Consider the following 22295-nt stretch of genomic DNA (forward strand, 5'->3'; position numbering starts at 1 on the left):
AAATCCGCCTAGTTTCGCGCGCCCGCAGCCGGTCGGGCCACGGTCAATAAGGAAGACGGGTTCATGAAAGTGATTGCTCCTCTGGCGGGTCTGCTGCTCGCCATGTCCAGCGCCGCCGCCTTCGCCCAGACCGCCGCGCCGGCACCTGCCCCGAGCGCGCCCGCTGTGGCCGCGCCCGCCACCCCGGCGCCCGCCGCCGATGCCGCCGCCAAGCCGCGCGAATTCCCGATCCTGCGCCCCATCGAGATGATGCTGACGCTGCAGGCCGGCGCGCTCACCTTCGACGGCAAGATCCTCACCCTCACGGATGTGGCGCCCACCAGCGCCTTCAGCATCGACCGCCCCGAGCGCATCGGCGGCACCATGACGCTGGAGCAGTACGGCAAGCTGTGGAACGCCACGGTGTCCCAGCTGAAGAACGACCCGCCGAACGTCTCGCTGACCACGCTCGGCCCGGTGCCGACGCAGGCCATCGTCGAAGTGGGCACCGTCAACGTCGAGGGCAACAAGCTCACCGCAAATGCGGTGGTGCTCGACGGCGTGCTGCCGCCCAGCGGCCAGCTGGTGAGCGTGACCACCGCCCCCACCATCTTCCGTCCGCTGGCCGAGGTCCGCGAGTTCCTGAAGTGCTGGTGGAGCCCCTACTGGATGCAGCGCGTGTGCCGCGCCGCGTGGTGATCAAGCGGTTCTGACGACCAAAAAAAAACGGCGCCGAAAGGCGCCGTTTCCACAAGAAGCAGGTCTACCCCTCGCAATCCAGCGCGCACGGTGCCATTTTGTTCTCATCCGAGACTCCTGTGCCCGAGAACGAGACGGCGATTGTCCAAGCCCTTTGAGAAGAATGACGGCAACCACCCCGGAAGCGATTCCTGGGACGGGGACAGCCGCGACCTCGCTCCGCGCGAAAACGTTGCGCGCCCGGCCCTGAAGCCCGGCGGCATCGCCGAGCGGGCGCGCGCCGCCATGGGCATCGCGCCGCCGCCCGCGCAGAAATCCTATCTCGATGGCCTCAATCCCGAGCAGCGCGACGCGGTCGAAACCATCGACGGCCCGCTGCTGGTGCTGGCCGGTGCCGGCACCGGCAAGACCCGCGTGCTCACCGCCCGCGTGGCGCACATTCTCTCGCAGGGCCGCGCCTATCCCTCGCAGATCCTCGTCGTGACCTTCACCAACAAGGCCGCGCGCGAGATGAAGGAGCGCATCCACGGCATGGTCGGGGATGCGGTGGAGGGCATGCCGTGGCTCGGCACCTTCCACTCCATCGGCGTGCGCATCCTGCGCCGGCATTACGAGCTGGTGGGGCTGAAAGCCGGCTTCACCATCCTCGACACCGACGACCAGATTCGCCTGCTGAAGCAGTTGCTCACGGCGGAGCAGATCGACGAGAAGCGCTGGCCCGCCCGCATGCTGGCCTCCGCCATCGACGGCTGGAAGAATCGCGGCCTCAGCCCCGAGCATGTGCCCGCAGGGGAGGGCGCCGCCTTCGCCCATGGTCGCGGCCAGCCGCTCTATGCCGCCTATCAGGCCCGCCTGAAGGCGCTCAACGCGGTGGACTTCGGCGACCTGCTGCTGGAAGGCATCCGCCTGTTCCGCGAGAATCCCGATGTGCTCGCCGAATACCACAAGCGGTTCAAATACCTGCTGGTGGACGAGTATCAGGACACCAACGTCGCCCAGTATCTCTGGCTGCGGCTCCTCGCGCAGGGTTCGCGCAACGTCTGCTGCGTGGGTGATGACGACCAGTCGATCTATGGCTGGCGCGGCGCGGAAGTGGACAACATCCTGCGCTTCGAGAGCGACTTTCCCGGCGCCAAGGTGATCCGGCTGGAGCGCAACTACCGCTCCACCGGGCATATTCTGGGCGCCGCCGCCCATCTCATCGCCTTCAACGAGGGCCGGCTCGGCAAGACCCTGTTCTCGGAAGGCGACGCGGGCGAGAAGGTTTCCGTCACCGGCGCCTGGGATTCGGGCGAGGAAGCCCGCGCCATCGGCGATGAGATCGAGGCGCTCCAGCGCGCCAGCCATCCCTTGTCGCAGATCGCCATTCTGGTGCGCGCCTCGTTCCAGATGCGCGAGTTCGAAGACCGCTTCGTCACGCTGGGCCTCAATTATCGCGTCATCGGCGGTCCGCGCTTCTATGAGCGCGCCGAAATCCGCGATGCGCTGGCCTATCTGCGCTGCGTCATCTCTCCGGCCGACGATCTGGCCTTCGAGCGCATCATCAACGTGCCCAAGCGCGGCATTGGCGATGCCAGCATCAAGCAGCTCCGCGACGTGGCCCGCCTCGACGGCGTGCCACTGATGGAAGCCGCCCGCCGGCTCACCGAGAGCGAGGAGCTCAAGCCCAAGCTGCGCAGCACCCTGCGCGGCCTGCTGGAGTCGTTCGACCGCTGGCGCGTGCAGGGCGAGACCACCAAGCACAACGAGCTGGCCGAAATCGTGCTCGACGAGAGCGGCTATACCGACATGTGGCAGAAGGACCGCTCGGCGGAAGCCGCCGGCCGGCTGGAGAACCTGAAGGAACTCGTGCGCTCCATGGAGCCGTTCGAGAGCCTCTCCGGCTTCCTGGAGCACATCTCGCTGGTCATGGACGTGGCCGAGGGCGCCTCCGAGGACGCGGTGCAGATCATGACCCTGCATTCGGCCAAGGGGCTGGAGTTCGACACCGTCTTCCTGCCCGGCTGGGAGGAGGGGCTCTTCCCCCACCAGCGCGCGCTGGACGAGCAGGGCAAGGCCGGCCTCGAAGAGGAACGCCGCCTCGCTTATGTGGGCATCACCCGGGCACGGGCGAGCGCGCGGGTCTATTTCGCCTCCAACCGCCGCATCCACGGCATGTGGAACTCCACCGTGCCGAGCCGCTTCCTCGACGAGCTGCCGGACGGCCATGTGGAAGTGCAGGAGAGCAAGGGCGGTTATGGCTGGGGCGGCTCCACCGGCGGCTATGGCGGCAACAGCTATGGCAACAGCCGGTTCGACAAGGCCGAACCTTTCTCGTCCAGCTACGCCACCCCCGGCTGGCAGCGGGCGCAGAACAACCGCACTGAAAGCCAGAGCCCGCGCGGCGGCTATGGCAGCGCCCGCAAGGGCGGCGCACCCATGATCGAGGGCACGCTGATCGCCTCCTCCACCGGCGGGGCGTCCGCTTATTCAAGGGGCGAGCGCGTGTTCCACATCAAGTTCGGCTATGGCGAGATCACCGGCATCGACGGCAACAAGCTCACCGTCCTGTTCGACAAGGCCGGCGAGAAGCGGGTGGTGGACAGCTTCGTGGAGAAGGTTTGAGCCGGCACTGCGGGACTGGCGCGGGATCGGACATGCGCCGGCAACCCGTCACCCCGCATTGCGGCAAAGGCGAGCGCGCCTGCCACGCACAAGCTTCAGCTTGCATAATTGCCGGGAGACATCTGTCGTAACGCCAACGGGCGAGCTATCATGTTTGTGATCTTGCAGCTGCCTTCGGGCATTCGCGGGCTCTGAAACCGACATCCCGCCCATGTATTTCATCAATTTCCTGACGATCGCCGCTTTCATCGCGGTCTATTTCGGCGCCATGCTGGCGCTCTTCCGTGCCCGCCGGCTGCTCGGCATCGGCGCGTTTTTCTGCGTGCTCAGCGCTACGCAGTTCGTCGAGGCGTATCTCGCCATCGGCTATTATCTGCAATTGCCCTTCGGCCTCGCCATCTCGCCGGGGCCGGCGGCGCTGTTCACCGGCAAGCTCGCCATGCTGCTCGTCACCTATATCAAGGAAGACGCGCCCATGGCCCGGCAGCCGCTCTACGGCATGCTGCTGGGCAACATGCTGGTGTTCCTGCTGGTGGCGGCGCTGGGCTTCGATCTGCCCCGGCTGCCGCTGCCCTATGCCCCTGATCTCGGCATGATGACCAAGGTGACGATGCTCACCTTGTGGGCCAATCTGGCGCTGTTCCTGGAATGCCTCGTCATGTTCGTGGTCTACGAGCGGCTGCGGGCGCGCGGCCTCGGCCTGTGGCCGGTGCTGTTCATCCCGCTGGCGCTGGCGGTGCTGGTGGAGCAGGTGGCCACCTTCGGCGCCCTGCATTTCACCTTCGGCCTGCCGCTCGGCCTCGGCACCGGCAGCTTCCTGGGCAAGCTGGTGGCTGTGGCGCTCTTTGCGCTGGTGCTCACCTGGTACCTGACGAAGGTGGAGCCGCTGCCGCCCGCCCGCCGCCGGCGCATCCGCCGCGGCCCGCGCGAGATCTGGGACGCCATCCGCCCCGGCGAGGCGACCGTGCATCCCGAATCGCGCCGCTATGATCCGCTCACCGGCACCTTCCACGCCTCCCAGTTCGCGCCCATCTGCGGCCATCTGCTGGCCGTCACCACGCTCACCGGACGGCCCATGAGCGTGCTGCTCATGAGCATCGACGCCGAGGACGCCACCGCCACCGATCTCGAAGCCCGCGACGCCGTGGTGCGCCGGGTGGGCGAGGCGCTGGGGGAGGGCATCCGCACCGGCGATTATGTGGTGCGCTACAAGGAGGGCATGTTCGCCGTGCTCACCCCCGGTGCCGCCCATCAGGCGGCGCTGCAGGTGGCCTCGCTGCTGCGGCGGGAGATCGAGAACGTGCTGACCGCCGAGGACGAGCCGCCGCACACCCTGAGCATCGGGGTCGCCACCACGCCGCAGGACGGCACCAGCGTGCCGCAGCTGCTGGAGGCGGCCGAACGCCGCGTGGGCGATGCACGCCGCATGGGACCGAACCAGGTGGCCGGGATGTTCAGCGCCTGACTTTTTCGCGCGCGGGCGCAAGTCGCCGTTTGTGTCCCAGCCGCGTTGCAGAACACCGTCATGGCCGCCGCCTTATGGGCGCAAGTGAGGAAGACACTGGATATTCCCCGCCCGCTCTGGCACTCAGCGGGGATGTCCGGCGCGCCCTGAGGGCGTGCCAGCCGCTTGGCGCGTCTGCGCCTCGCCGCGAAACATCTTGAGGATCCGATGCTGGAAGGCCTGCCGCCCAACGACGCCACCCATGTGATGCGCCTCAGCGCGCCGGAGCGCGAGGCGCGCCGGGTGGCCGACTTCCTGGCCGAGCATTTCGACCCGGCCGAAGTGGCGGTGGCCAATTTCGAGCAGCCCGATGGCAACTGGGCCATCGAGCTTTATGCGGGGGAAGCCTTCGACCCCGACCTGCTGCGTGAACTGGTGACGATCGCCGCCGGCCCGGAGATGGCCGCGCAGGTGTCCTTCCACGAGATCGACAAGACCGACTGGGTGGCCGCCAGCCTCGAGGGCCTCGCCCCGGTGCGGGTCGGCCCCTTCATCGTCCATGGCAGCCATGACCGCGACCGCGTGCCGGTGAACGCCATCGGCATCGAGATCGAGGCGGCGCTGGCCTTCGGCACCGGCCATCACGGCACAACGCAGGGCTGCCTCGCGGCCATCGCCGACATGGCGAAGCTGGGCACGCCGCGGCGCATTCTGGATGTGGGGACGGGGACGGGCGTGCTGGCCATCGCGGCGGCGCGGCAGTTCCGGCGCACGGTGGTGGCGAGCGATCTGGATGCGGTGGCGGTGAAGACGGCGCGGGAGAATGCCCGCTTCAATCACGCCGGGACGCTGACCGAGCTGCATCTGGCCGCGGGCGTGGATTCCATGAGCCTGCGCGCGGGCGGGCCCTATGACCTGATCCTGGCCAATATCCTGCTGCCGCCGCTGAAGCGGCTGGCGAAGCCGGTGCGGCCGCTGTTGGCGCCGGGCGGCTGGCTGGTGCTGTCCGGCCTGCTGCCGAGCCATGCCAATGCGGCGCTGGCGGCCTATCGGGCGCAGGGGCTGAAGCTGGTGCGCCGCCGCGATATCGACGGCTGGACCAGCCTGATCCTCTCGGCCAACGGAGCAGCGCCCCGCAAGCAGTCCTGGTGGTGAGGGCGGGGGCCTCAGTCAGCGGCCCCCCGTCATCACATGAGCGGGTAACGGCCCGGACGCTGGACGTACTTCAGGACTTCACGCTCGGCCTGCTCGGTGCGGGCGGCGATGATGGCGTCCAGCACGCGGGCCCAGAAGCCCTTCTTGGACTCGGCCTTGGCGGCGGGAACGAACTTCGGGGTGGAGTAGCTTACGGCGCTCATGACGGAGCTTCCTTGCAATGCAACCTTCGATGCAGTGCAAGATATGCCGTGTTGCGGCGCAGCGGAATTGATAGGTCAGCATGCCTGTCCTGCACAGCACGCAGACATGCCTCCATAGCATGCAGTCCACATGGTGGACCTTTGATTTGCAAAGGCTTGCGGCGCCTTGCCCGGCGCCATCGGGGCGGTTTGGAACGGCCGGAAATGCCCCCTGGAATCGGGGCGAAATGGCCGTCGAAATGGCAGGAAATGACCGCAAAGCCGGGGTCACGCCGCCCCACGCCTGCAACCTGCGCAGGAATAAGGTATACGAGAAGTTAAGATTTCAGGGTGCCCGGTTGCAGGGCAGTGCAACACGATGCACTGCCGCTGCCGCCGGGAATGCCCCTCAGCAGCGCCCGCCCATGACGACGGAGCGGCCGATGCCCTCGGCGGGGGGCAGGGTGGCGTGGACCTGCCGCATGTCCGAGATGCGCTCCAGAACGCTGTCCGGGATCGCCGCCGCGCGGCGGCTGGCGAGGTCCACATGCAGCGCCACCTGCTCGCAGGTGGCCGCGACCCAGCCCTCGCTGCCGTGATGCAGGGTCTCGAAAATGTGCAGGCGCTTGTCGTCATAGTCTTCAAGGCGCAGCGTCACGCGCACCGGCACGCCGCTGGACAGTTCCCGCAGATAGCGCGTGTGCGTCTCGGCGGTGAAGAATGCCGTCGTCCGGCGCTTGATCGCATGCGGGCCGAAGCCGATCAGGGCCAGCGCCTCATTGAAGGCATTGTCGAAGATCAGGCTATAATAAGCAGCGTTCAAATGCCCGTTGGCATCGGTCCAGTCCCGCTCGACCGCCATGGCGGACGATACAAAGGGCGCAAAGAAGACCGGTTCGAAGTCGGTGACGTCCAGCATGGCAGTGACCTCCTCTCTTCGGCTTCCCCCCGGAAGATGCTCGTTGAACACTCAGTGTGCCGTTCCGTACGGCAACGGTCACTAGGGGAAATGGCGCAAGAGTGGCCGTCCTGCGGCATTGCGATGCACCGCTGCCGCTTGTGGCCCTGCAACGCAGGAATTGTTTTCAGGAGACGGCCAGCCCGATACACTCCGGCCGAAACCGCGTCTGCCACATATCTTAAGGAATTCTAAATGCTTGGTGCGGCTGCGAAGAAGGACTTCGCAAACGGGGAAACGCTCAGCACGGCGCTCGGGGAGCTCAGCGCCAAACTGGGTCAAAAAGTCGTGATGTCCCGCGCGGTTCGCGAGCAGCACGCGAACATTACCACCTTCCTGCCCAATGAACCGGCAGATGCGGTGATCATGGCGACCTGCGTGGAAGATGTGCAGACCACCGTGCGCATCTGCGCGGCCCATAATGTGCCCATCATCCCCTGGGGCGCCGGTACCTCGCTGGAGGGCCATGTGAACGCGCCCTATGGCGGCGTCTGCATCGACCTGTCCGGCATGAACCGCATCCTCAAGATCAACACCGAGGATCTGGACTGCGTGATCGAACCCGGCGTCACCCGCAAGCGCCTCAATGAGGAGCTGCGCGACCAGGGCCTGTTCTTCCCCATCGATCCCGGCGCCGACGCCTCGCTGGGCGGCATGGCCTCCACCCGCGCCTCGGGCACCAATGCGGTGCGCTACGGCACCATGAAGGACAATGTCATCGCCCTGAAGGTGGTGATGCCGAACGGCGAGCTGATCACCACCTCCCGCCGCGCCCGGAAATCCTCCGCCGGCTATGACCTCACCCGCCTGTTCATCGGCGCGGAGGGCACGCTGGGCATCATCGTGGAGATCACGCTCAAGCTCTACGGCATCCCGGAGAGCATCGTCGCCGGCGTCTGCTCCTTCCCCACCATCGCGGATGCCTGCAACACGGTGATCCAGACCATCCAGTGCGGCATTCCGGTGGCCCGCATCGAGCTGCTGGACGAGGTGCAGGTCCGCGCCTCCAACGCCTATGCCAAGCTCACCCTGCCCGAGACGCCGCATCTCTTCCTGGAGTTCCACGGCTCGGAGACGGGCGCGGCGGAGCAGGCGGAAATGTTCGCGGCGCTCGCCGCCGACAATGGCGGCGGCCCCTTCGCCTCCGCCGAGAAGCCGGAAGACCGCACCAAGCTGTGGCAGGCGCGGCATGACGCCTATTGGTCCGTGCTGCCGCTGCGCCCCGGCGCGAAGGCGGTCGCCACCGACGTGTGCGTGCCGATCTCGCGCCTTGCCGAATGCGTGGAGGCCACCAAGACCGACATCATCGAGATGGGCCTCATCGCGCCCATCGTCGGCCATGTGGGCGACGGCAATTTCCACACCACGCTGATGGTGGATGTGACCGACCATTCCGACGTGGCCAAGGCGGAAATCTTCATGAAGCGGCTCGTGGAGCGGGCGCTGGCCATGGAAGGCACCTGCACCGGCGAGCACGGCGTGGGCGAGGGCAAGAAGAAGTATCTTTATGCCGAGCACGGCGCCGGCACGCTGGACGCCATGCACGCCATCAAGACCGCCTTCGACCCGCAGAACATCATGAACCCGGGCAAGATCCTGCCGGGCTGATCCTGCCGGGGCCAAGCCCCCTCCCCCGCCCGGCGCCTCGCGTGCCGGGCGGGCCACGATGACGCTTTGTCGAGTGGCAAAAGTTACAGAGGACCGTCATCCCCGGACTTGATCCCGAAGTCGGATGTTTCCGACTTCGGCTCCAAAGTGCGGAAGTCGGCAAAGGCCGACTTCCGGGGATCCACGTCAGGCCGACGGTTCAGACCTCCACGGACTGTTCGGAGCGGTGCCACGTGGATGACCGGATCAGGTCCGGCCATGACGAATGGTGGGAGGTGCAATCAAATTGATGTATCTCGCAGGATAGAGGCCACCCGGATTTCACCCCGGCCTTCATCATTTTTGACAGACCTGCGGCCTAGTCTGCGCGATATGGTCGGAAACCGGCTTTGTTCCGGTTCCGCACAGGCCCGCCAACGCAGGGGAGACAAAGGCGCGTGCAAGCCATCCTGATCGGCCTCGCCTCGGCCGTCATCCTCGTGATCGGTGCCGCCTTCTCGGCGCCCTTCGTGGTGGACTGGACGCAGTGGCGCAGCACTTTCGAGGCGGAGGCAAGCCGCATCCTCGGGCTGCCGGTGGAGATCCGCGGCACTATCGAGGCCGACATCCTCCCCTCCCCCCATCTGGTGCTGCGCAACGTCGCCATCGGCACGGACGAGGCCCAGAGCGGCGCCACCATGCGCGAGCTGCGCGCCGACCTCTCGCTGGGCGCCCTGCTGCGCGGCGACGTGGAGGCCAGCAATGTCACGCTGGTACGCCCGGCCCTGCGGGTGGTGCTGGACGCCTCCGGCCGCGTCACGCCCCCCAAGGGCACCCGCCCCGCCGCCGGCCTCAGCATCGCCCAGTTCACCATCGATCAGGGCACGCTGGACCTGCGCGACCGCGGCGCCGGCCGCACGGTGCGCCTCACCGATCTGTCGCTGAAGGGCGAGGCCCGCTCCACGCTGGGCCCCTTCCGTCTTGAGGGCGACGGCACCGCCAGCGGCGAGCGCTATGCCCTGCGCGTCACCCTCGGCAAGATCGGCGAGGAGGGCGGCCGCCTGCGCTTCATCGCCGATGGCCGCAGCCGCCCCTTCTCGCTCGATCTCGACGGCACCCTGCGCACCGCCTCCGGCATGCCCCAGTTCGAGGGCAAGGGCACCCTGCTGCGCCGGGGCGAAGGCGCCGGCACCGATGCCTGGCGCCTGTCCGCCACGGTCCGCATGTCGCCCGAGGCGGTGGTCGCCGATACGCTCGACCTCGTCATGGGCGATGACGCCCGCCCGGTGCAGCTCTCCGGCTCGGCGCGGCTCTCGCTCGGCCGCGCCGTCGGCCTTGATGCGGTGCTCAATGCCCGCAGCCTCGATCTCGACGCTTTGCGCGCCCTCCCCGTCGGCACCCAGCAGACGCCGGGCGAGGCGCTGGCCGGCCTTGCCGGCGCGTTCGCCGAACTGCCCGCGCCCGAAGTCACCTCGCGCATCGGCGTGGCGGTGGACCAGCTGACCGTGGGCGGCACCGTCGTGCGCGATGCACGCGCCGACCTCACCGGCAGCAGCGCCGGCTGGCACATGGACACCGCCGAGGCGAAGCTGCCCGGCCAGACTGCTTTGCGCCTCTCCGGCGTGCCCGCCCGCACGGGCGCCGCGAGCGCCGGTCTTGGTGGTGATCTCCTGCTCACTTCGGAAGATCCCGCCGCCTTCCTGCGCTGGGCAGCGCCCCGCGCGGCGCCCGAATATGCGGCCGCCGTGAAGGGCCCGGTGCGCATCGCCGGCCGCATCAATGCGGAGGCCGCGCGCTATGCCGTCACCGGCCTCGATGCCCGTTTCGGCCCGGCCCGTCTCTCCGGCGACGGCACGCTGGACCTGAAGGACATCACCGCCCCCCGGCTCGACCTGAAGCTGGCGCTGGACGGCGCCGATCTCGATCCGCTCATCGCCCTGGGGCGCAAGGGCCTCGGCGACGCAAGCCTGCCGCTGAGCGGCGCCATCGCGCTTGATGGTCAATCGCTCACTCTGTCCGGCCTGCCGCTGCGCCGCCTCGCGCTGGCCGCCGAAGGCCGCGACCGCAACTGGACGCTGACCCGCTTCACGCTGGATGACCTGGTGGGCCTGAAGCTCGCCGGCACCGGCCAGATGCGCACCGGCTCAGCACCCACCGGCCAGCTCGCGCTGACCCTCTCCGGCACCAAGGCGGACGGCCTCGTGCCGGTATCGCGCCTCGTGGCCGGATCGGAAACGGCGGATGTGATCCACCGCCTGCTGCCCGTCGCGGCGCCCGTCGAGCTTACCGCGCAGGCCACATGGGGCGAGAAGGGTGCGCACAGCCTCACCGCCACCGGTACGCTCGGCCAGCTGGAAGGCCGCGCCGCCTTCGCCCGTACCGATGGCGCGGCGCCGAGCAAGGTCAGCCTCGCCGTCACCGCTGCCGATGGCGCCAAGGCGCTGGAGGCTGCCGGCCTGCCCGGCCTGCGCCAGGGGCTAGGGCCGGCCCGCATCGATCTGGCCATCGATCCGCGCAGCGACGGCACCGCCGGCTTCGACGGCCGGGTGGCCCTGGGCGGCGCCACGGCGTCCGGCACTGGCACCGTGCGCCTCAACCCCGAAGGCGCGCTGCTGCCCACCCTCGACATGAGACTGGACGGACCGGACCTCGCCCGCCTGCTGGCCGCCGATCTCTCCACCGATGGCCCGGTGCCCGGCAGCCTCACCTTCGCGCTCAGCCGCGCCGGGGCGCTGTGGCGCTTCGACACGCTCACCGGCACGCTCGGTGGCGCCCCGCTCTCCGGCCAGTTCACGCTGGAAGCCGCCGCCGTGCCGCGCATCGACGGCCGGCTGGAGACGGAAAGCCTCTCGGTGCCCCGGCTCATGGGCCTGTGGAGCGCCCGCAGCGTTGGGCCAGACGTGGGCACGGGCGCATGGTCCAATGCCCGCTTCTCGCCGGCCATCCCCGCCCCCGCCGCCTTTGCCCTGGACCTGAACGCCAAGCGCATCGAGCTTTCCGGCCCCTATCGGCTGACCGACGGCCATCTGCGCATCGTCGCCGACAGCAATGCCTTCGAGCTGCGCGATGTCTCCGGCGGGCTCGGCTCGGGCCATGTGGCGGGCGCCATCACCCTGCGCCGGCGGGGAGATGCCCTGCAGGCGGACGGGCGCATCTCGGTGGACAGCGTGGAGAGCGGCGTGCTGCTCGGGCCGCTGGGCCTGCGCACCCCGCCGCGCGGGCGCGTGTCCTTCTCCCTCGATGCGGTGGGCATGGGCCGCACGCCGCAGGCCATCGTGCAGGCGCTCTCGGGACAGGGCACCGTCTCGGTGCAGGAGCTGGAGATCCCCGGCGTCGATCCCAAAGCCATCGACAGCGTGATGGCCGAGACCGCCATCGGCCAGCCGCCGGATGAGCGGCGCATCACGGCCATGTATGATCGCGCCCTTCAGCGCGGCCCCCTGAAGCTGGAGCAGCTGGAGGGCACATTCGGGCTGGTGAATGGCGTTGCCCGCCTCTCCCCTGCCCGCGCCATCACCGGCAACACCAACATTGCCGTCTCGGGCACGCTGGATCTCGCGCGCCTCCTCATGGATGTGACGCTGGAGCAGGAAGGACGCGAATCCCCCGGCACCCTGCCCGGCGGCACCATCGCATGGCGCGGGCCGCTTGCTGCGCCCGAGCGGCGCGTAACCTCCACCGCGCTGACCGGCGTCATTTCCATGCGCGCCATCGAGCGCGAGACCAGACGGCTGGAAGAGCGCCAGAACGCGCCCTTGCCAGCGGTCGCCCCGCCCCCGCCCGCACAGCCGCAGGCCGCGCCGATGGCGCCCGCACCGGCGACCCCTGCCCCCGCCCCCATCAGCGCCCCGCCGGTTCCCCCAGCGCCGAGCCCCGCGCCCGCCGTACCTGCGCCCACCGTACCCGCGCCGACGACCGCCAGCCCGGTGCCCCCGCCAAATCCCGCGCCGGCAGCGACACCACCCGCCCCGACGCCCCGAGCCGCGACCCCGACGCCCCCGCCCCGCACCGAGCCGCGCGCAGCGGAGATCCAGCCGTCTGCCCCGTTGGGTCCGCAGGCCGCCCCCGCTTTGCCCCCGCCCGTAGACATCGGCCCGGCCATGCGCCCGCGCATGGAGCCGGCCGAGCCCGAGGCGATCCAGCCGCCCATGCCCATCCAGCCCTTCGGCGGCTTCGGCATATTGATGCGCCCGCCGGCCTCCATGCCGGAGTGACCGCGCGGGGCTGTTGCTCTATGCCAAGGGACGGTGGATGACCGCGCGGGTCATGAGCCAAAGTGCCCGCAGGGGACAATCGGCGCGTCCTTTCCCCCTCCCCCCGCAGGCGGGGGAAGTCCGGTGTGGGGGCAGGCGCGGCCGGGTCCTCAGGGACCAGCGGACAATGACCCACTGCGCGCCTGCTGAACTGTTCGAACAGGTTCCGAGATGATCGAGATTTCGCGGCTCATCCGCATTCCGGAAGAGGACATCGAACTGTCCTTCGTGCGCGCCTCCGGGCCGGGCGGGCAGAATGTGAACAAGGTGTCGAGCGCAGTGCAGCTGCGCTTTGATCTGATGGGCTCGCCCTATCTGCCGGAGGGCGTGAAGATGCGCGCCGCCACCGCCGCCGGCAGCCGCCTCACCAAGGAGGGCGTGCTGGTGCTGCATGCCCAGCGCTTCCGCACCCAGGAGCGCAATCGCGAGGATGCCATCGAGCGATTGGTGGAGCTGCTGCGCGCGGCGACCATCGTGGCACCGAAGCGCCGCCCGACCCGCCCCACGCTCGCCTCCAAGGAGCGGCGTCTGTCGGCCAAGGAGCGGCGGGGCTCGGTGAAGAACCTGCGGCGCGGAAAGCCCGATCTCGACTGAGCGGCCGCACCTATCACGCGTCCGTGAAGCCGAATTGTTTCACGTGAAACAGGTGGGGCCGAAAGTCCGTAGCCGGCTTCAGGCCGGGGCACGCACGGCCTTGACCGGGTCCACCTTGACGAGCGGGATGACCACGGCGTCCGTGCGCGCGGTCTCCGGCGGCGGCGGCTCGATACGGTTCCGGCCGCTGCTCTTGGCGCGATAGAGCATGCCATCGGCGGCACGCATCAACGCATCCAGCTCGCCCTCCCCGCCCTCCGACTGCACCAGCCCGGCACTGGCGGTGATCGAGATGGCCGCCTCGCCGAACGGCGTGGTGGTCTCGGCCAGCGTGAGGCGCAGCCGCTCCAGCGGGCCGCGCGCCTCCTCCAGCGAGGTGTGTGTCATCAGCACTGCGAACTCCTCGCCCCCCATGCGGCCGATGATGTCGCTCTCGCGGAGCACCGTGTGGGCCAGAAGGGCGAAATGCTTCAGCACCGCATCGCCGGCCGCATGGCCGTAGGTGTCGTTGACCCGCTTGAAGTGATCGAGGTCGATGAGCGCCAGCGTCAGGACATGTCCGCGCCGCCGGGCCAGCGCCAGCTCGCGCCGGGCCAGCGCCTCGAACTGGCGGCGATTGTGCAGGCCGGTCAGGTCATCGGTGGTGGCGCGGGCCTCCAGCTCGCGCTGCATCTTCTGCCGCTCCACATCCATGTCGAGGGCATGGATGAGCGCGCCCAGCGTCGTCACCAGCGGCTCCAGCAGATCCACCAGATCCTGCTGATAGCCCTCGGTGGCATTGGCGAGGCCGATCATGCCCACCACCTTGCCGCCGAAGCGGATGGGCAGGCCCAGGAAATTGTCCAGATGCGGATGGCCGGCCGGCGTGCCCCGCGCCGCGCCATGCAGGGCCGGTCGATTGGTCAGCACCACCTCGTTGCGCGTCACTACATGGCCGAACAGATTGTCCAGCTTGTGGAACTCAAGCCCGCCCTTCTTCATCTTCTCGCCATGGGCGGCCCGCGCCTCGGCGCTCCAGGAGAGATCCGAAATGGCCGGGATGAGCAGATAGGGATTGCCCTCTGCCGTGTGGCGCATGACGCCGATGAAGCCGAACTGGCTCTCCGCCACCCGCAGCAGCGGCTCGAACAGGCCGTTGCAGGCGGCCTGGATGTCATGGCTGAACATGAAGCTGGCCTGCGCGCTGTTCAGCACCTCCAGCAACTGGCGCTGCTTGGTGCGCTGGAGTTCGTCGCGCTTGTGCTCGGAAATGTCGATCATGGTGCCGACGATGCGCAGCGGCGCCCCATCGGCGAACCGCTCCACCACCTTGCCGAAGGACTGCATCCAGACGAAATGCCGGTCCTTGTGGCGCATGCGGTATTCGAGCTTCACAAAGTCCGGCGCCGGCACCACGCCCCTGATCTTGCGCTCCACGCGGGGGCGGTCGAACGGGTGGATCATGGACAGCCAGGTGTCCACATGCGTGTCGATCTCCACCGCCCGAAAGCCCAGGGTCGCTGCCGTGCGGTCGTCGATGATGCGTTCGTCGGTGGCCAGATTGAGATCGAACACACCGATATTGGCCGCCTCCACCGCCATGGACAGGCGCTCGCGCACCAGCGCATTGGCCTGCTCCAGCCGCTTCTGGTGGGTCTCGTCCAGCAGATAGGCGAAGATCAGCCGCTCGCTGGTGTGGGCGAGCGCGGGGGTCTGGCTGGTCTGGCGGATCCAGCGCATGCCGTGCTGAGTGGGAACGCGGAAGGTGAGATCGATGTTCAGCAGCGAGGCCTCGATATGCCCGTGCATGGCGAGGCGGAAATCCTCCTGATCATCGGGATGGATGATGCGCTCGAACGAGCCGCCCTCCTTCAGCGCCTGCAACTGCTCGGTGCCAATGACCCGGCCGAGATTGTCCGAGGCATAGACCAGCGGCAGACCCCGCTCGGCCTTCCAGATGACGGCGCCGGTGGGCCCGTTGGCCAGCATGGCGCGCTCGTTCAGCACATCCTGCGCCTGCCCGCGCTGCTGGAACAGCTCGCCCAACAGCCGGGCGAAGGTCTCCAGCAGGGCGGTGTCCTTCGGCCGCCAGTCCGGCCGGGGCGCGGGATCGGTGAGGGCAAGGGTGCCGAAGGGAATGGCGCCGCCGGCCCGCAGGGGGGCTGCCGCATAGAAACCGGTGTCGCCCGCCTCGAAGCCGGCAAAGCCCGCCGTATCCGGCAGGATGCGCACCTGCGCCGGATTGGCGGCGCGCTGGCGCAGCCGGTCCTCGCCAAGGGAGACATCCTCCGCATCGCTGGCCGCCAGCACATGGGGGCGTGCCTCGCCGAGGATCGCGATGTGCGCGGCCTTTACCTCGAAGGCATCCGCAACGCGGACGACAAAGTCACGCAAAGCGGTGAGGAAGTCCTCGCCGAGGGCTTCCTCTAGATGCATTCCACGCAGATAGGCGATGCGGCTGGAGACGGAATCCATTGCTTACAATCTTGATTGTATAATTCGTCTTTACACCTATAAATTTTACGTGAGGGCACACGGCAGGCAATGCGCCCATCGTCTGAGTCAGGTCCAAAGCGGCGGGATTCGGCCGAATCCGGCGGTAGCCGGTGGGGAATAGATGCCGTTTGGGATGTTTCACGTGAAACAGGTCGATTTTCGCCATTGGAGGGGTCCGCACCTGTTTCACGTGAAACAGGTCGCCCGCCCGTCCAGCTCCAGCCTGTTGTCCCGCAACGCTTACTTGCCGATGCAGAAGGTACGGAACAGCGCGTCGAGCACGTCCTCCACATCCACCCGCCCCACCACCTGATCGAGCGCCCGCGCCGCGAGGCGCAGATGCTCCGCCAGCAGATCCTCGTCGCCGGAAGCGATGGACAGCGCCAGATCCAGTTCGGCCAGCGCCTCGGCCAGCGCATGCCGCTGCCGCGCCCGCGTCACCAGTGCCGGCTCGCCGCCACCAAGGGAGGCCGCCCGCCGCTCGATCTCCGCGATCAGCTCCTCCAGCCCCTCGCCGGTGATGGCCGAGATGGCGAAGCCGTCGCCCTCCCCCGCCCCGTCTTGTGTCCCGGCATCCACCTTGGTGCGCACCACAAGCGCGCCGGGAAGATCGTCCGGCGGCGGTGCGCCGGTGTCGGAGAGCCAGAGCACCAGATCGGCGGCGGCGGCGCGGGCGCGGGCGCGGCGCACGCCTTCCGCCTCCACCACGTCGTCGGTCTCGCGCAGGCCGGCGGTGTCGATCAGCGTCACAGCTTGGCCGGCCAGCTGGAGATGCACCTCCAGCACGTCGCGCGTGGTGCCGGGGATGGCCGAGACGATCGCCGCTTCGCGCCCCGCCAGCCGGTTCAGCAAGGTGGACTTGCCCGCATTGGGCGGGCCGGCAATGGCGATGGCGAGCCCGTCGCGCACCCGCTCGCCGCGCGCCGCATCGGCGATGGCGGCGGCAAGTTCCGCCCGCAGCAGACGTGTCTCATTAAGTGCCGGGCCGGTGAGGTCTTCCGGCACGTCGGCCTCGTCGGAAAAGTCGATGGTGGCTTCCACCAGCGCCAGAGCCCGGATCAACCGCTCGCGCCAGCCGGCCACGGCGCGGGACAGGGCACCGGCGGATTGGGCCAGCGCCTGCCGGCGCTGTGCCTCACTCTCGGCGGCGATGAGGTCGGCAAGGCCCTCCACTTCGGCCAGATCCATCTTGCCGTTGGCATGGGCGCGCCGGGTGTATTCGCCCGGCAGCGCGGGCCGGAAGCCCGGCAGTTCCCCGAGCGCACCCAGCACAGCCGCCACCACGGCGGGACCGCCATGCAGATGCAGCTCCACCAGATCCTCCCCCGTGGCGCTGCGCGGTCCGGGGAAGAACAGCACCAGCGCCCGATCCAGCAGATCTCCGCTTTCCGGATGCCGGAGCGCCGCATAGCGCGCCACCCGCGCCGGGGGCACCACGCCGGCAAGACTGAGCGCCGCCTGCCTGGCATCGCGGCCAGACACCCGCACCAGCGCCACGCCGGACGGGAGGCGGCCACTGGAAAGGGCGAAAATGGTGTCGGAAGAGCGCGGCATCCCTATATAGCCTTGAACCTGATTTGACGGGCCGACTGGCCCCGCAGCAACGGAGCCGGATGATGAGCGAAAACCGCCTCGCCGCCGAGACGAGCCCCTATCTCATCCAGCATAAGGACAATCCCGTCCACTGGTGGCCGTGGGGTCCGGAGGCTTTCGCGCAGGCGAAGGCGAGCGGAAAGCCCATCCTGCTCTCGGTCGGCTATGCCGCCTGCCACTGGTGCCACGTGATGGCGCACGAGAGCTTCGAGGATCGCGACGTGGCCGCCGTGATGAACGAGCTGTTCGTGAACATCAAGGTGGACCGCGAGGAGCGGCCCGACGTGGACCAGATCTATATGGGCGCCCTCCAGCAGCTGGGCGAACAGGGTGGCTGGCCGCTGACCATGTTCCTCACCCCCGAGGGTGCGCCCTTCTGGGGCGGCACCTATTTCCCCAAGACCGCCAAATATGGTCGCCCCGGCTTCACCGATGTGCTGTTTCAGGTGTCCCGCGCCTATGGCGAGAGCCCGGACAAGGTGGCCCACAATACGGATGCCATCCTCACCCGGCTTCAGGCGGCGGCGCGGCCGGCCGGCAAGACGGTGCTGGCACTGGCCGATCTCGACAAGGCCGCCGGCCAGATCGCCGGCCTGTTCGATCGTGCCCATGGCGGCCTGCGCGGCGCACCGAAATTCCCCCAGAGCGGTCTTCTGGAACTGCTGTGGCGGGCGGGCACGCGCACCGGCGACGAACATCTGAAAGCCGTCACCGCCTTCACGCTGAACCGCATGTGCGAGGGCGGCATCTATGACCATCTGGGCGGTGGTTTCTCCCGCTACAGCGTGGACGAGATGTGGCTCGTCCCCCACTTCGAGAAGATGCTCTACGACAATGCCCAGCTCCTCGAGCTGCTGGCATTGGCCTATGCCGAGACCGGCGACGAGCTGTTCCTCACCCGCGCCCGCGAGACCGTGGGCTGGCTGAAGCGCGAGATGCTCACCCCGGAAGGCGCCTTCGCCGCGAGTCTCGATGCGGACAGCGAGGGCCATGAGGGCAAGTTTTACGTCTGGACGGCGGAGGAGATCGTCTCCGTTCTCGGCCGCGCGGATGCGGAAGAGTTTGCCGCTTTCTACGACGTGTCGGATGAGGGCAATTGGGAAGGCTCCATCATCCTCAACCGCACGAAGTTCGGCGATGTGAGCATGGTGGAGGAAGCCCGCCTCGGCGCCCTGAAGGCGAAGCTGCAGGCGGCCCGTGAAAAGCGGGTGCGGCCCGGCCTCGACGACAAGGTTCTGGCGGACTGGAACGGCCTGATGATCGCGGCCCTCGCCCGCGCCGGTGCCCTGCTGGATGAGCCCGAATGGGTGGAGCTGGCCGCCCGCGCCTTCCGCGCCGTGACGCATCTGATGGTGAAGGACGGCGTGCTCGGGCATTCCTACCGGGCCGGCAAGCTGCTGCTGCCGGGGCTCGCCTCCGACCTTGCCGCCATGGCCCGTGCCGGCATCGCCTTGCATGAAGCGACCGGCGATGCGGACGCGCTGGAGGCCGCGACCGCCTTCGTGGAGACGCTGGAGCGCGACCATCTCGACCCGGAAACGGGCGCCTATTTCCTCACCTCGGCAGCAGCGGATGCGCTGGTGGTGCGGCCCTTCTCCACCCTGGACGAGGCCCTGCCCAACTATAATGCGGTGGCCGCCGACGCCCTGATCCGCCTCGCCGTGCTGACCGGCCGGGACGATCTGCGCAGCCGTGGGGATCGCATCATCGCAGCGCTCTCCGGCGATGCGGCACAGAATCCCCTCGCCCATGCCAGCCTGCTGAATGTGCTCGACACCCGCCTGCGACTGGCCGAGATCGTGGCCGTGGGGCCGGCGCGCGCGACCTTCGCCGACGCGGCGCTGCGCCTGCCCTTCCTCGACCGGGTGGTGGTGCGGGCGGGCGATGCCGCCGCCCTCCCCGCCGGCAGTCTCGCCCGCGCCCGTGCCGAAAGCGCCCCGCCGGAGGGCGCCGCCTTCGTCTGCGTGGCGGAGCGCTGCTCGCTGCCCGTGACCGATCCGGAGGATCTGGCGGGTGTCATCCGGGATATGCGGGGGTGACGGGCGCCGGATGAGGTATTTGCCCGACGAAAAGCGGAGAGCGGCCGGAAACGGCCCTCTCCCACTTTGATAGCTGGCAATTCAGAAGTGATAGCCCCTCAGATCGCTTCAGAGCGTCACTGGCGGGCGTTTTCCTTTTTATGAAGAATGGATCGGACAACACCCTGAAACGCCACCAGAACGCATCTGGCGAGGTCGATTTTTCAGTGGTGTTTTAGAAAATTTCGCAATTTCTGGTTGATTTTCAATACCGGAACGATCGCGTGGTTACGCACCCGCTCCCGCACCGTGCGTTAATCAATCATTAACCACACTGATTTTTCGCTTAAATATACGCTCCCACATTCCGGGGCAGACCTGCTCGTCATGGCCCGTCTTGATCCGGCCATCCACGTCCATCCGTCGGAAGGGTCGGATCGACGAAAAGGCGAACGGCAATTGCGGAGCTGGATATCCTGTCGGCCGCTATCGGCCCGACGTGGATGGCCGGATCAAGTCCGGCCATGACGATGCTCTGTGAGATCGGCGTCAGCGAGCGTCTCGGGAACCTCCGCTGATCACGCCGGGTCCCGCAGCTCCCCATTCTGACCCTCCCCCCTCCCCGTCTCGCTGCCCCCTTCCTCCCCACCCCCCGAAACGAAAAACGCGCCCCCGGTTTCCCGGGAGCGCGTCTGATCATCCGATCATCAACAGCGGAGGCGTGAAGCCCCCGGCGGATCAGGTGTTCATGCTGTCGAAGAAGTCCTGATTGGTCTTCGTCTGGCGCAGCTTGTCCATGAGGAACTCGATGGCATCCACCGTGCCCATCGGGTTGAGGATGCGGCGCAGCACATACATCTTCTTGAGCACATCCGCCGGAACCAGGAGTTCCTCCTTGCGGGTGCCCGAGCGGGTGATGTCGATGGCCGGGAACACGCGCTTGTCGGAGACCTTGCGGTCGAGGATGACTTCCGAGTTACCCGTGCCCTTGAACTCTTCGAAGATCACTTCGTCCATGCGCGAACCGGTGTCGATCAGCGCGGTGGCGATGATGGTGAGCGAGCCACCCTCTTCGATGTTGCGGGCGGCGCCGAAGAAGCGCTTCGGGCGCTGGAGCGCGTTGGCGTCCACACCGCCGGTCAGCACCTTGCCGGAGGACGGAACCACCGTGTTGTAGGCGCGACCGAGGCGGGTGATGCTATCCAGCAGGATGACCACGTCGCGGCCATGCTCGACCAGGCGCTTGGCCTTCTCGATCACCATCTCGGCCACCTGCACATGGCGGGAGGCGGGCTCGTCGAAGGTGGAGGAGACCACCTCACCCTTCACCGAGCGCTGCATGTCGGTGACTTCCTCGGGCCGCTCGTCGATGAGCAGCACGATGAGGAAGCATTCCGGATGGTTGGCGGTGATGGACTTGGCGATGTTCTGGAGCAGAACCGTCTTGCCGGTACGCGGCGGGGCGACGATGAGGCCGCGCTGGCCTTTGCCGATGGGGGAGACGGTATCGATGATGCGGGCCGAGAAGTCCTTCTTCGTGCCCGTGGCGTCCTCGACTTCCAGCTTCAGGCGCTCATCGGGATAGAGCGGCGTCAGGTTGTCGAAATTGATCTTGTGCTTGGTCTTCTCGGGGTCTTCGAAATTGATCGTGTTGACCTTGAGAAGAGCGAAATATCGCTCACCCTCTTTCGGGGAGCGGATCTGGCCTTCGACGGTATCGCCGGTGCGCAGGCCGAAGCGGCGGATCTGCGAGGGCGACACATAGATGTCGTCGGGACCGGGCAGATAATTGGCGTCGGGAGAGCGCAGGAAGCCGAAGCCGTCCTGCAGCACCTCGACCACGCCGGTGCCGATGATGTCGGTCTCGGTCGCCGCCAGCTGCTTGAGAATGGCGAACATCAGCTCCTGCTTGCGCAGCGTGCTGGCGTTCTCAACCTCGTTCTCCTCGGCGAAGGCGAGCAGTTCGACGGGAGTCTTGGACTTGAGGTCCTGGAGTTTCACTTCCCGCATTGGGGAAAGCCTCGAAATATTGGGTGTGCCCTAGGGGATTCCGCGCCGGGAAAAGTCCGAAAAGGCAGAGATGGGAGGGGATCGCAGGTCTTCAGGCAGAAACAGCAGGTTTCAACCTGACGCGCTCAGCCGATCTCATGACGTGATCGGCAATCGGCAGCGCCGCCTGCGTTGTAGGAAGCGATAGCACAATACCGGAACAGGCCAGCCCCGCGCAAGTCCCCCCGCTGGATCGGTTCCAAATGGCGAAACCTGAACGCTCAGAAGGGTTTCACGATCACCAGTATGACGATGCCCACCATCAGCAGCGCCGGCACCTCGTTCATGATGCGATAGTATCGCTCGCTATGCCGGTTCTTGTCGGCCGCGAAGTCCTTCACCCAGCGCACGATCATGCCATGCACGCCGGACAGGATGAAGACCAGCAATAGCTTGCCATGCAACCAGCCGGATTTGATCCAGCCGCCCTCATAGATGAGATAAACGCCCGCCAGCCAGGCCACGATCATGGCCGGATTGCAGATGCCCTTGAGCAGCCGGCGTTCCATGATCTTGAACGTCTCGGACTGCACGGAGCCGACCTCGGCCTTGCAGTGATAGACCATGAGCCGCGGCAGATAGAGCATGGCCGCCATCCAGGAGATGACCGCCATCACATGCAGGGCCTTGATCCACTCGTACATGCCAGCTCCCGTCGCCTCCGCCACCTGCGGATGCGGTCAATCATTGTTCGGCGCAAAGCCG

The 22295-nt window shown here is 67.7% G+C and carries 14 protein-coding genes; 8 read left to right on the forward strand and 6 right to left on the reverse strand.

Features of this window, described 5'->3' with window-relative positions; translation table 11 throughout:
- The first annotated feature begins 63 nt into the window (after window positions 1–63).
- The 4 genes from IEW24_RS19510 (at window position 64) to IEW24_RS19525 (ending at window position 5881) form a co-directional block, all read left to right on the forward strand.
- The gene (locus IEW24_RS19510) at window positions 64–678 is read left to right on the forward strand and encodes a hypothetical protein (RefSeq protein WP_188581761.1); all 615 of its coding nucleotides are present in this window, start codon (window positions 64–66) and stop codon (window positions 676–678) included.
- Between the two features lie 246 nt (window positions 679–924).
- On the forward strand, window positions 925–3282 hold the full coding sequence (locus tag IEW24_RS19515) for an ATP-dependent helicase (protein ID WP_373870103.1): 2358 nt from the start codon (window positions 925–927) through the stop codon (window positions 3280–3282).
- A 211-nt stretch (window positions 3283–3493) separates the two neighbouring features.
- Window positions 3494–4747 carry a sensor domain-containing diguanylate cyclase gene (locus IEW24_RS19520; RefSeq protein ID WP_188581763.1) on the forward strand — a complete coding sequence of 418 codons (1254 nt, stop codon included), beginning with the start codon at window positions 3494–3496 and terminating at the stop codon, window positions 4745–4747.
- A 207-nt stretch (window positions 4748–4954) separates the two neighbouring features.
- Window positions 4955–5881 carry a 50S ribosomal protein L11 methyltransferase gene (locus tag IEW24_RS19525; RefSeq protein WP_188581765.1) on the forward strand — a complete coding sequence of 309 codons (927 nt, stop codon included), beginning with the start codon at window positions 4955–4957 and terminating at the stop codon, window positions 5879–5881.
- Window positions 5882–5913: 32 nt separating this feature from the next.
- On the opposite strand, the gene IEW24_RS19530 is transcribed toward IEW24_RS19525, so the two are convergent.
- Together IEW24_RS19530 and IEW24_RS19535 are read right to left on the reverse strand one after the other, a co-directional pair.
- Window positions 5914–6084, reverse strand: a complete 171-nt coding sequence (locus IEW24_RS19530) for a hypothetical protein (RefSeq protein ID WP_188581767.1) — start codon at window positions 6082–6084, stop codon at window positions 5914–5916.
- Window positions 6085–6472: 388 nt separating this feature from the next.
- Window positions 6473–6982 (reverse strand): thioesterase family protein, encoded by a 510-nt coding sequence (locus IEW24_RS19535; RefSeq protein WP_188581768.1) that lies wholly within the window; start codon window positions 6980–6982, stop codon window positions 6473–6475.
- Between the two features lie 234 nt (window positions 6983–7216).
- Here IEW24_RS19535 and IEW24_RS19540 point away from each other — a divergent pair, with 234 nt between their 5' ends.
- The 3 genes from IEW24_RS19540 to arfB all read left to right on the forward strand — a co-directional run bounded on the left by IEW24_RS19540 (window position 7217) and on the right by arfB (window position 13455).
- Window positions 7217–8629 (forward strand): FAD-binding oxidoreductase, encoded by a 1413-nt coding sequence (locus IEW24_RS19540; protein ID WP_188581770.1) that lies wholly within the window; start codon window positions 7217–7219, stop codon window positions 8627–8629.
- A 437-nt stretch (window positions 8630–9066) separates the two neighbouring features.
- Window positions 9067–12822 carry an AsmA family protein gene (locus IEW24_RS19545; RefSeq protein WP_188581772.1) on the forward strand — a complete coding sequence of 1252 codons (3756 nt, stop codon included), beginning with the start codon at window positions 9067–9069 and terminating at the stop codon, window positions 12820–12822.
- 210 nt (window positions 12823–13032) lie between these two features.
- A complete protein-coding gene (arfB, locus tag IEW24_RS19550) occupies window positions 13033–13455 on the forward strand; it encodes an alternative ribosome rescue aminoacyl-tRNA hydrolase ArfB (protein ID WP_188581774.1) in 423 nt (140 codons plus the stop codon).
- A gap of 78 nt (window positions 13456–13533) precedes the next feature.
- On the opposite strand, the gene IEW24_RS19555 is transcribed toward arfB, so the two are convergent.
- Window positions 13534–15909 (reverse strand): sensor domain-containing diguanylate cyclase, encoded by a 2376-nt coding sequence (locus tag IEW24_RS19555; RefSeq protein ID WP_188581776.1) that lies wholly within the window; start codon window positions 15907–15909, stop codon window positions 13534–13536.
- 261 nt (window positions 15910–16170) lie between these two features.
- Window positions 16171–17484 carry a tRNA uridine-5-carboxymethylaminomethyl(34) synthesis GTPase MnmE gene (gene mnmE, locus IEW24_RS19560; protein WP_188581777.1) on the reverse strand — a complete coding sequence of 438 codons (1314 nt, stop codon included), beginning with the start codon at window positions 17482–17484 and terminating at the stop codon, window positions 16171–16173.
- 62 nt (window positions 17485–17546) lie between these two features.
- On the opposite strand from mnmE, the gene IEW24_RS19565 reads away from it, so the two are divergent.
- The gene (locus IEW24_RS19565) at window positions 17547–19562 is read left to right on the forward strand and encodes a thioredoxin domain-containing protein (protein WP_188581780.1); all 2016 of its coding nucleotides are present in this window, start codon (window positions 17547–17549) and stop codon (window positions 19560–19562) included.
- A gap of 717 nt (window positions 19563–20279) precedes the next feature.
- Here IEW24_RS19565 and rho read toward each other — a convergent pair.
- Window positions 20280–21551 carry a transcription termination factor Rho gene (rho, locus tag IEW24_RS19570; protein WP_188581782.1) on the reverse strand — a complete coding sequence of 424 codons (1272 nt, stop codon included), beginning with the start codon at window positions 21549–21551 and terminating at the stop codon, window positions 20280–20282.
- 260 nt (window positions 21552–21811) lie between these two features.
- Window positions 21812–22234, reverse strand: coding sequence for a protoporphyrinogen oxidase HemJ (gene hemJ / locus IEW24_RS19575; protein WP_188581784.1), 423 nt, complete (start codon window positions 22232–22234; stop codon window positions 21812–21814).
- Window positions 22235–22295: the final 61 nt, after the last annotated feature.

The sequence above is a fragment of the Azorhizobium oxalatiphilum genome, from assembly GCF_014635325.1.
GTDB classification, from domain to species: Bacteria; Pseudomonadota; Alphaproteobacteria; order Rhizobiales; family Xanthobacteraceae; genus Azorhizobium; species Azorhizobium oxalatiphilum.

Coding starts and splice junctions, on each gene's coding strand:
- IEW24_RS19520 (WP_188581763.1), top strand. CDS start 3,494: ATGTATTTCATCAATTTCCTGACGATCGCCGCTTTCATCGCGGTCTAT.
- rho (WP_188581782.1), bottom strand. CDS start 21,551: ATGCGGGAAGTGAAACTCCAGGACCTCAAGTCCAAGACTCCCGTCGAA.
- IEW24_RS19565 (WP_188581780.1), top strand. CDS start 17,547: ATGAGCGAAAACCGCCTCGCCGCCGAGACGAGCCCCTATCTCATCCAG.
- IEW24_RS19530 (WP_188581767.1), bottom strand. CDS start 6,084: ATGAGCGCCGTAAGCTACTCCACCCCGAAGTTCGTTCCCGCCGCCAAG.
- IEW24_RS19535 (WP_188581768.1), bottom strand. CDS start 6,982: ATGCTGGACGTCACCGACTTCGAACCGGTCTTCTTTGCGCCCTTTGTA.
- IEW24_RS19555 (WP_188581776.1), bottom strand. CDS start 15,909: ATGGATTCCGTCTCCAGCCGCATCGCCTATCTGCGTGGAATGCATCTA.
- mnmE (WP_188581777.1), bottom strand. CDS start 17,484: ATGCCGCGCTCTTCCGACACCATTTTCGCCCTTTCCAGTGGCCGCCTC.
- IEW24_RS19540 (WP_188581770.1), top strand. CDS start 7,217: ATGCTTGGTGCGGCTGCGAAGAAGGACTTCGCAAACGGGGAAACGCTC.
- IEW24_RS19510 (WP_188581761.1), top strand. CDS start 64: ATGAAAGTGATTGCTCCTCTGGCGGGTCTGCTGCTCGCCATGTCCAGC.
- IEW24_RS19525 (WP_188581765.1), top strand. CDS start 4,955: ATGCTGGAAGGCCTGCCGCCCAACGACGCCACCCATGTGATGCGCCTC.
- hemJ (WP_188581784.1), bottom strand. CDS start 22,234: ATGTACGAGTGGATCAAGGCCCTGCATGTGATGGCGGTCATCTCCTGG.
- arfB (WP_188581774.1), top strand. CDS start 13,033: ATGATCGAGATTTCGCGGCTCATCCGCATTCCGGAAGAGGACATCGAA.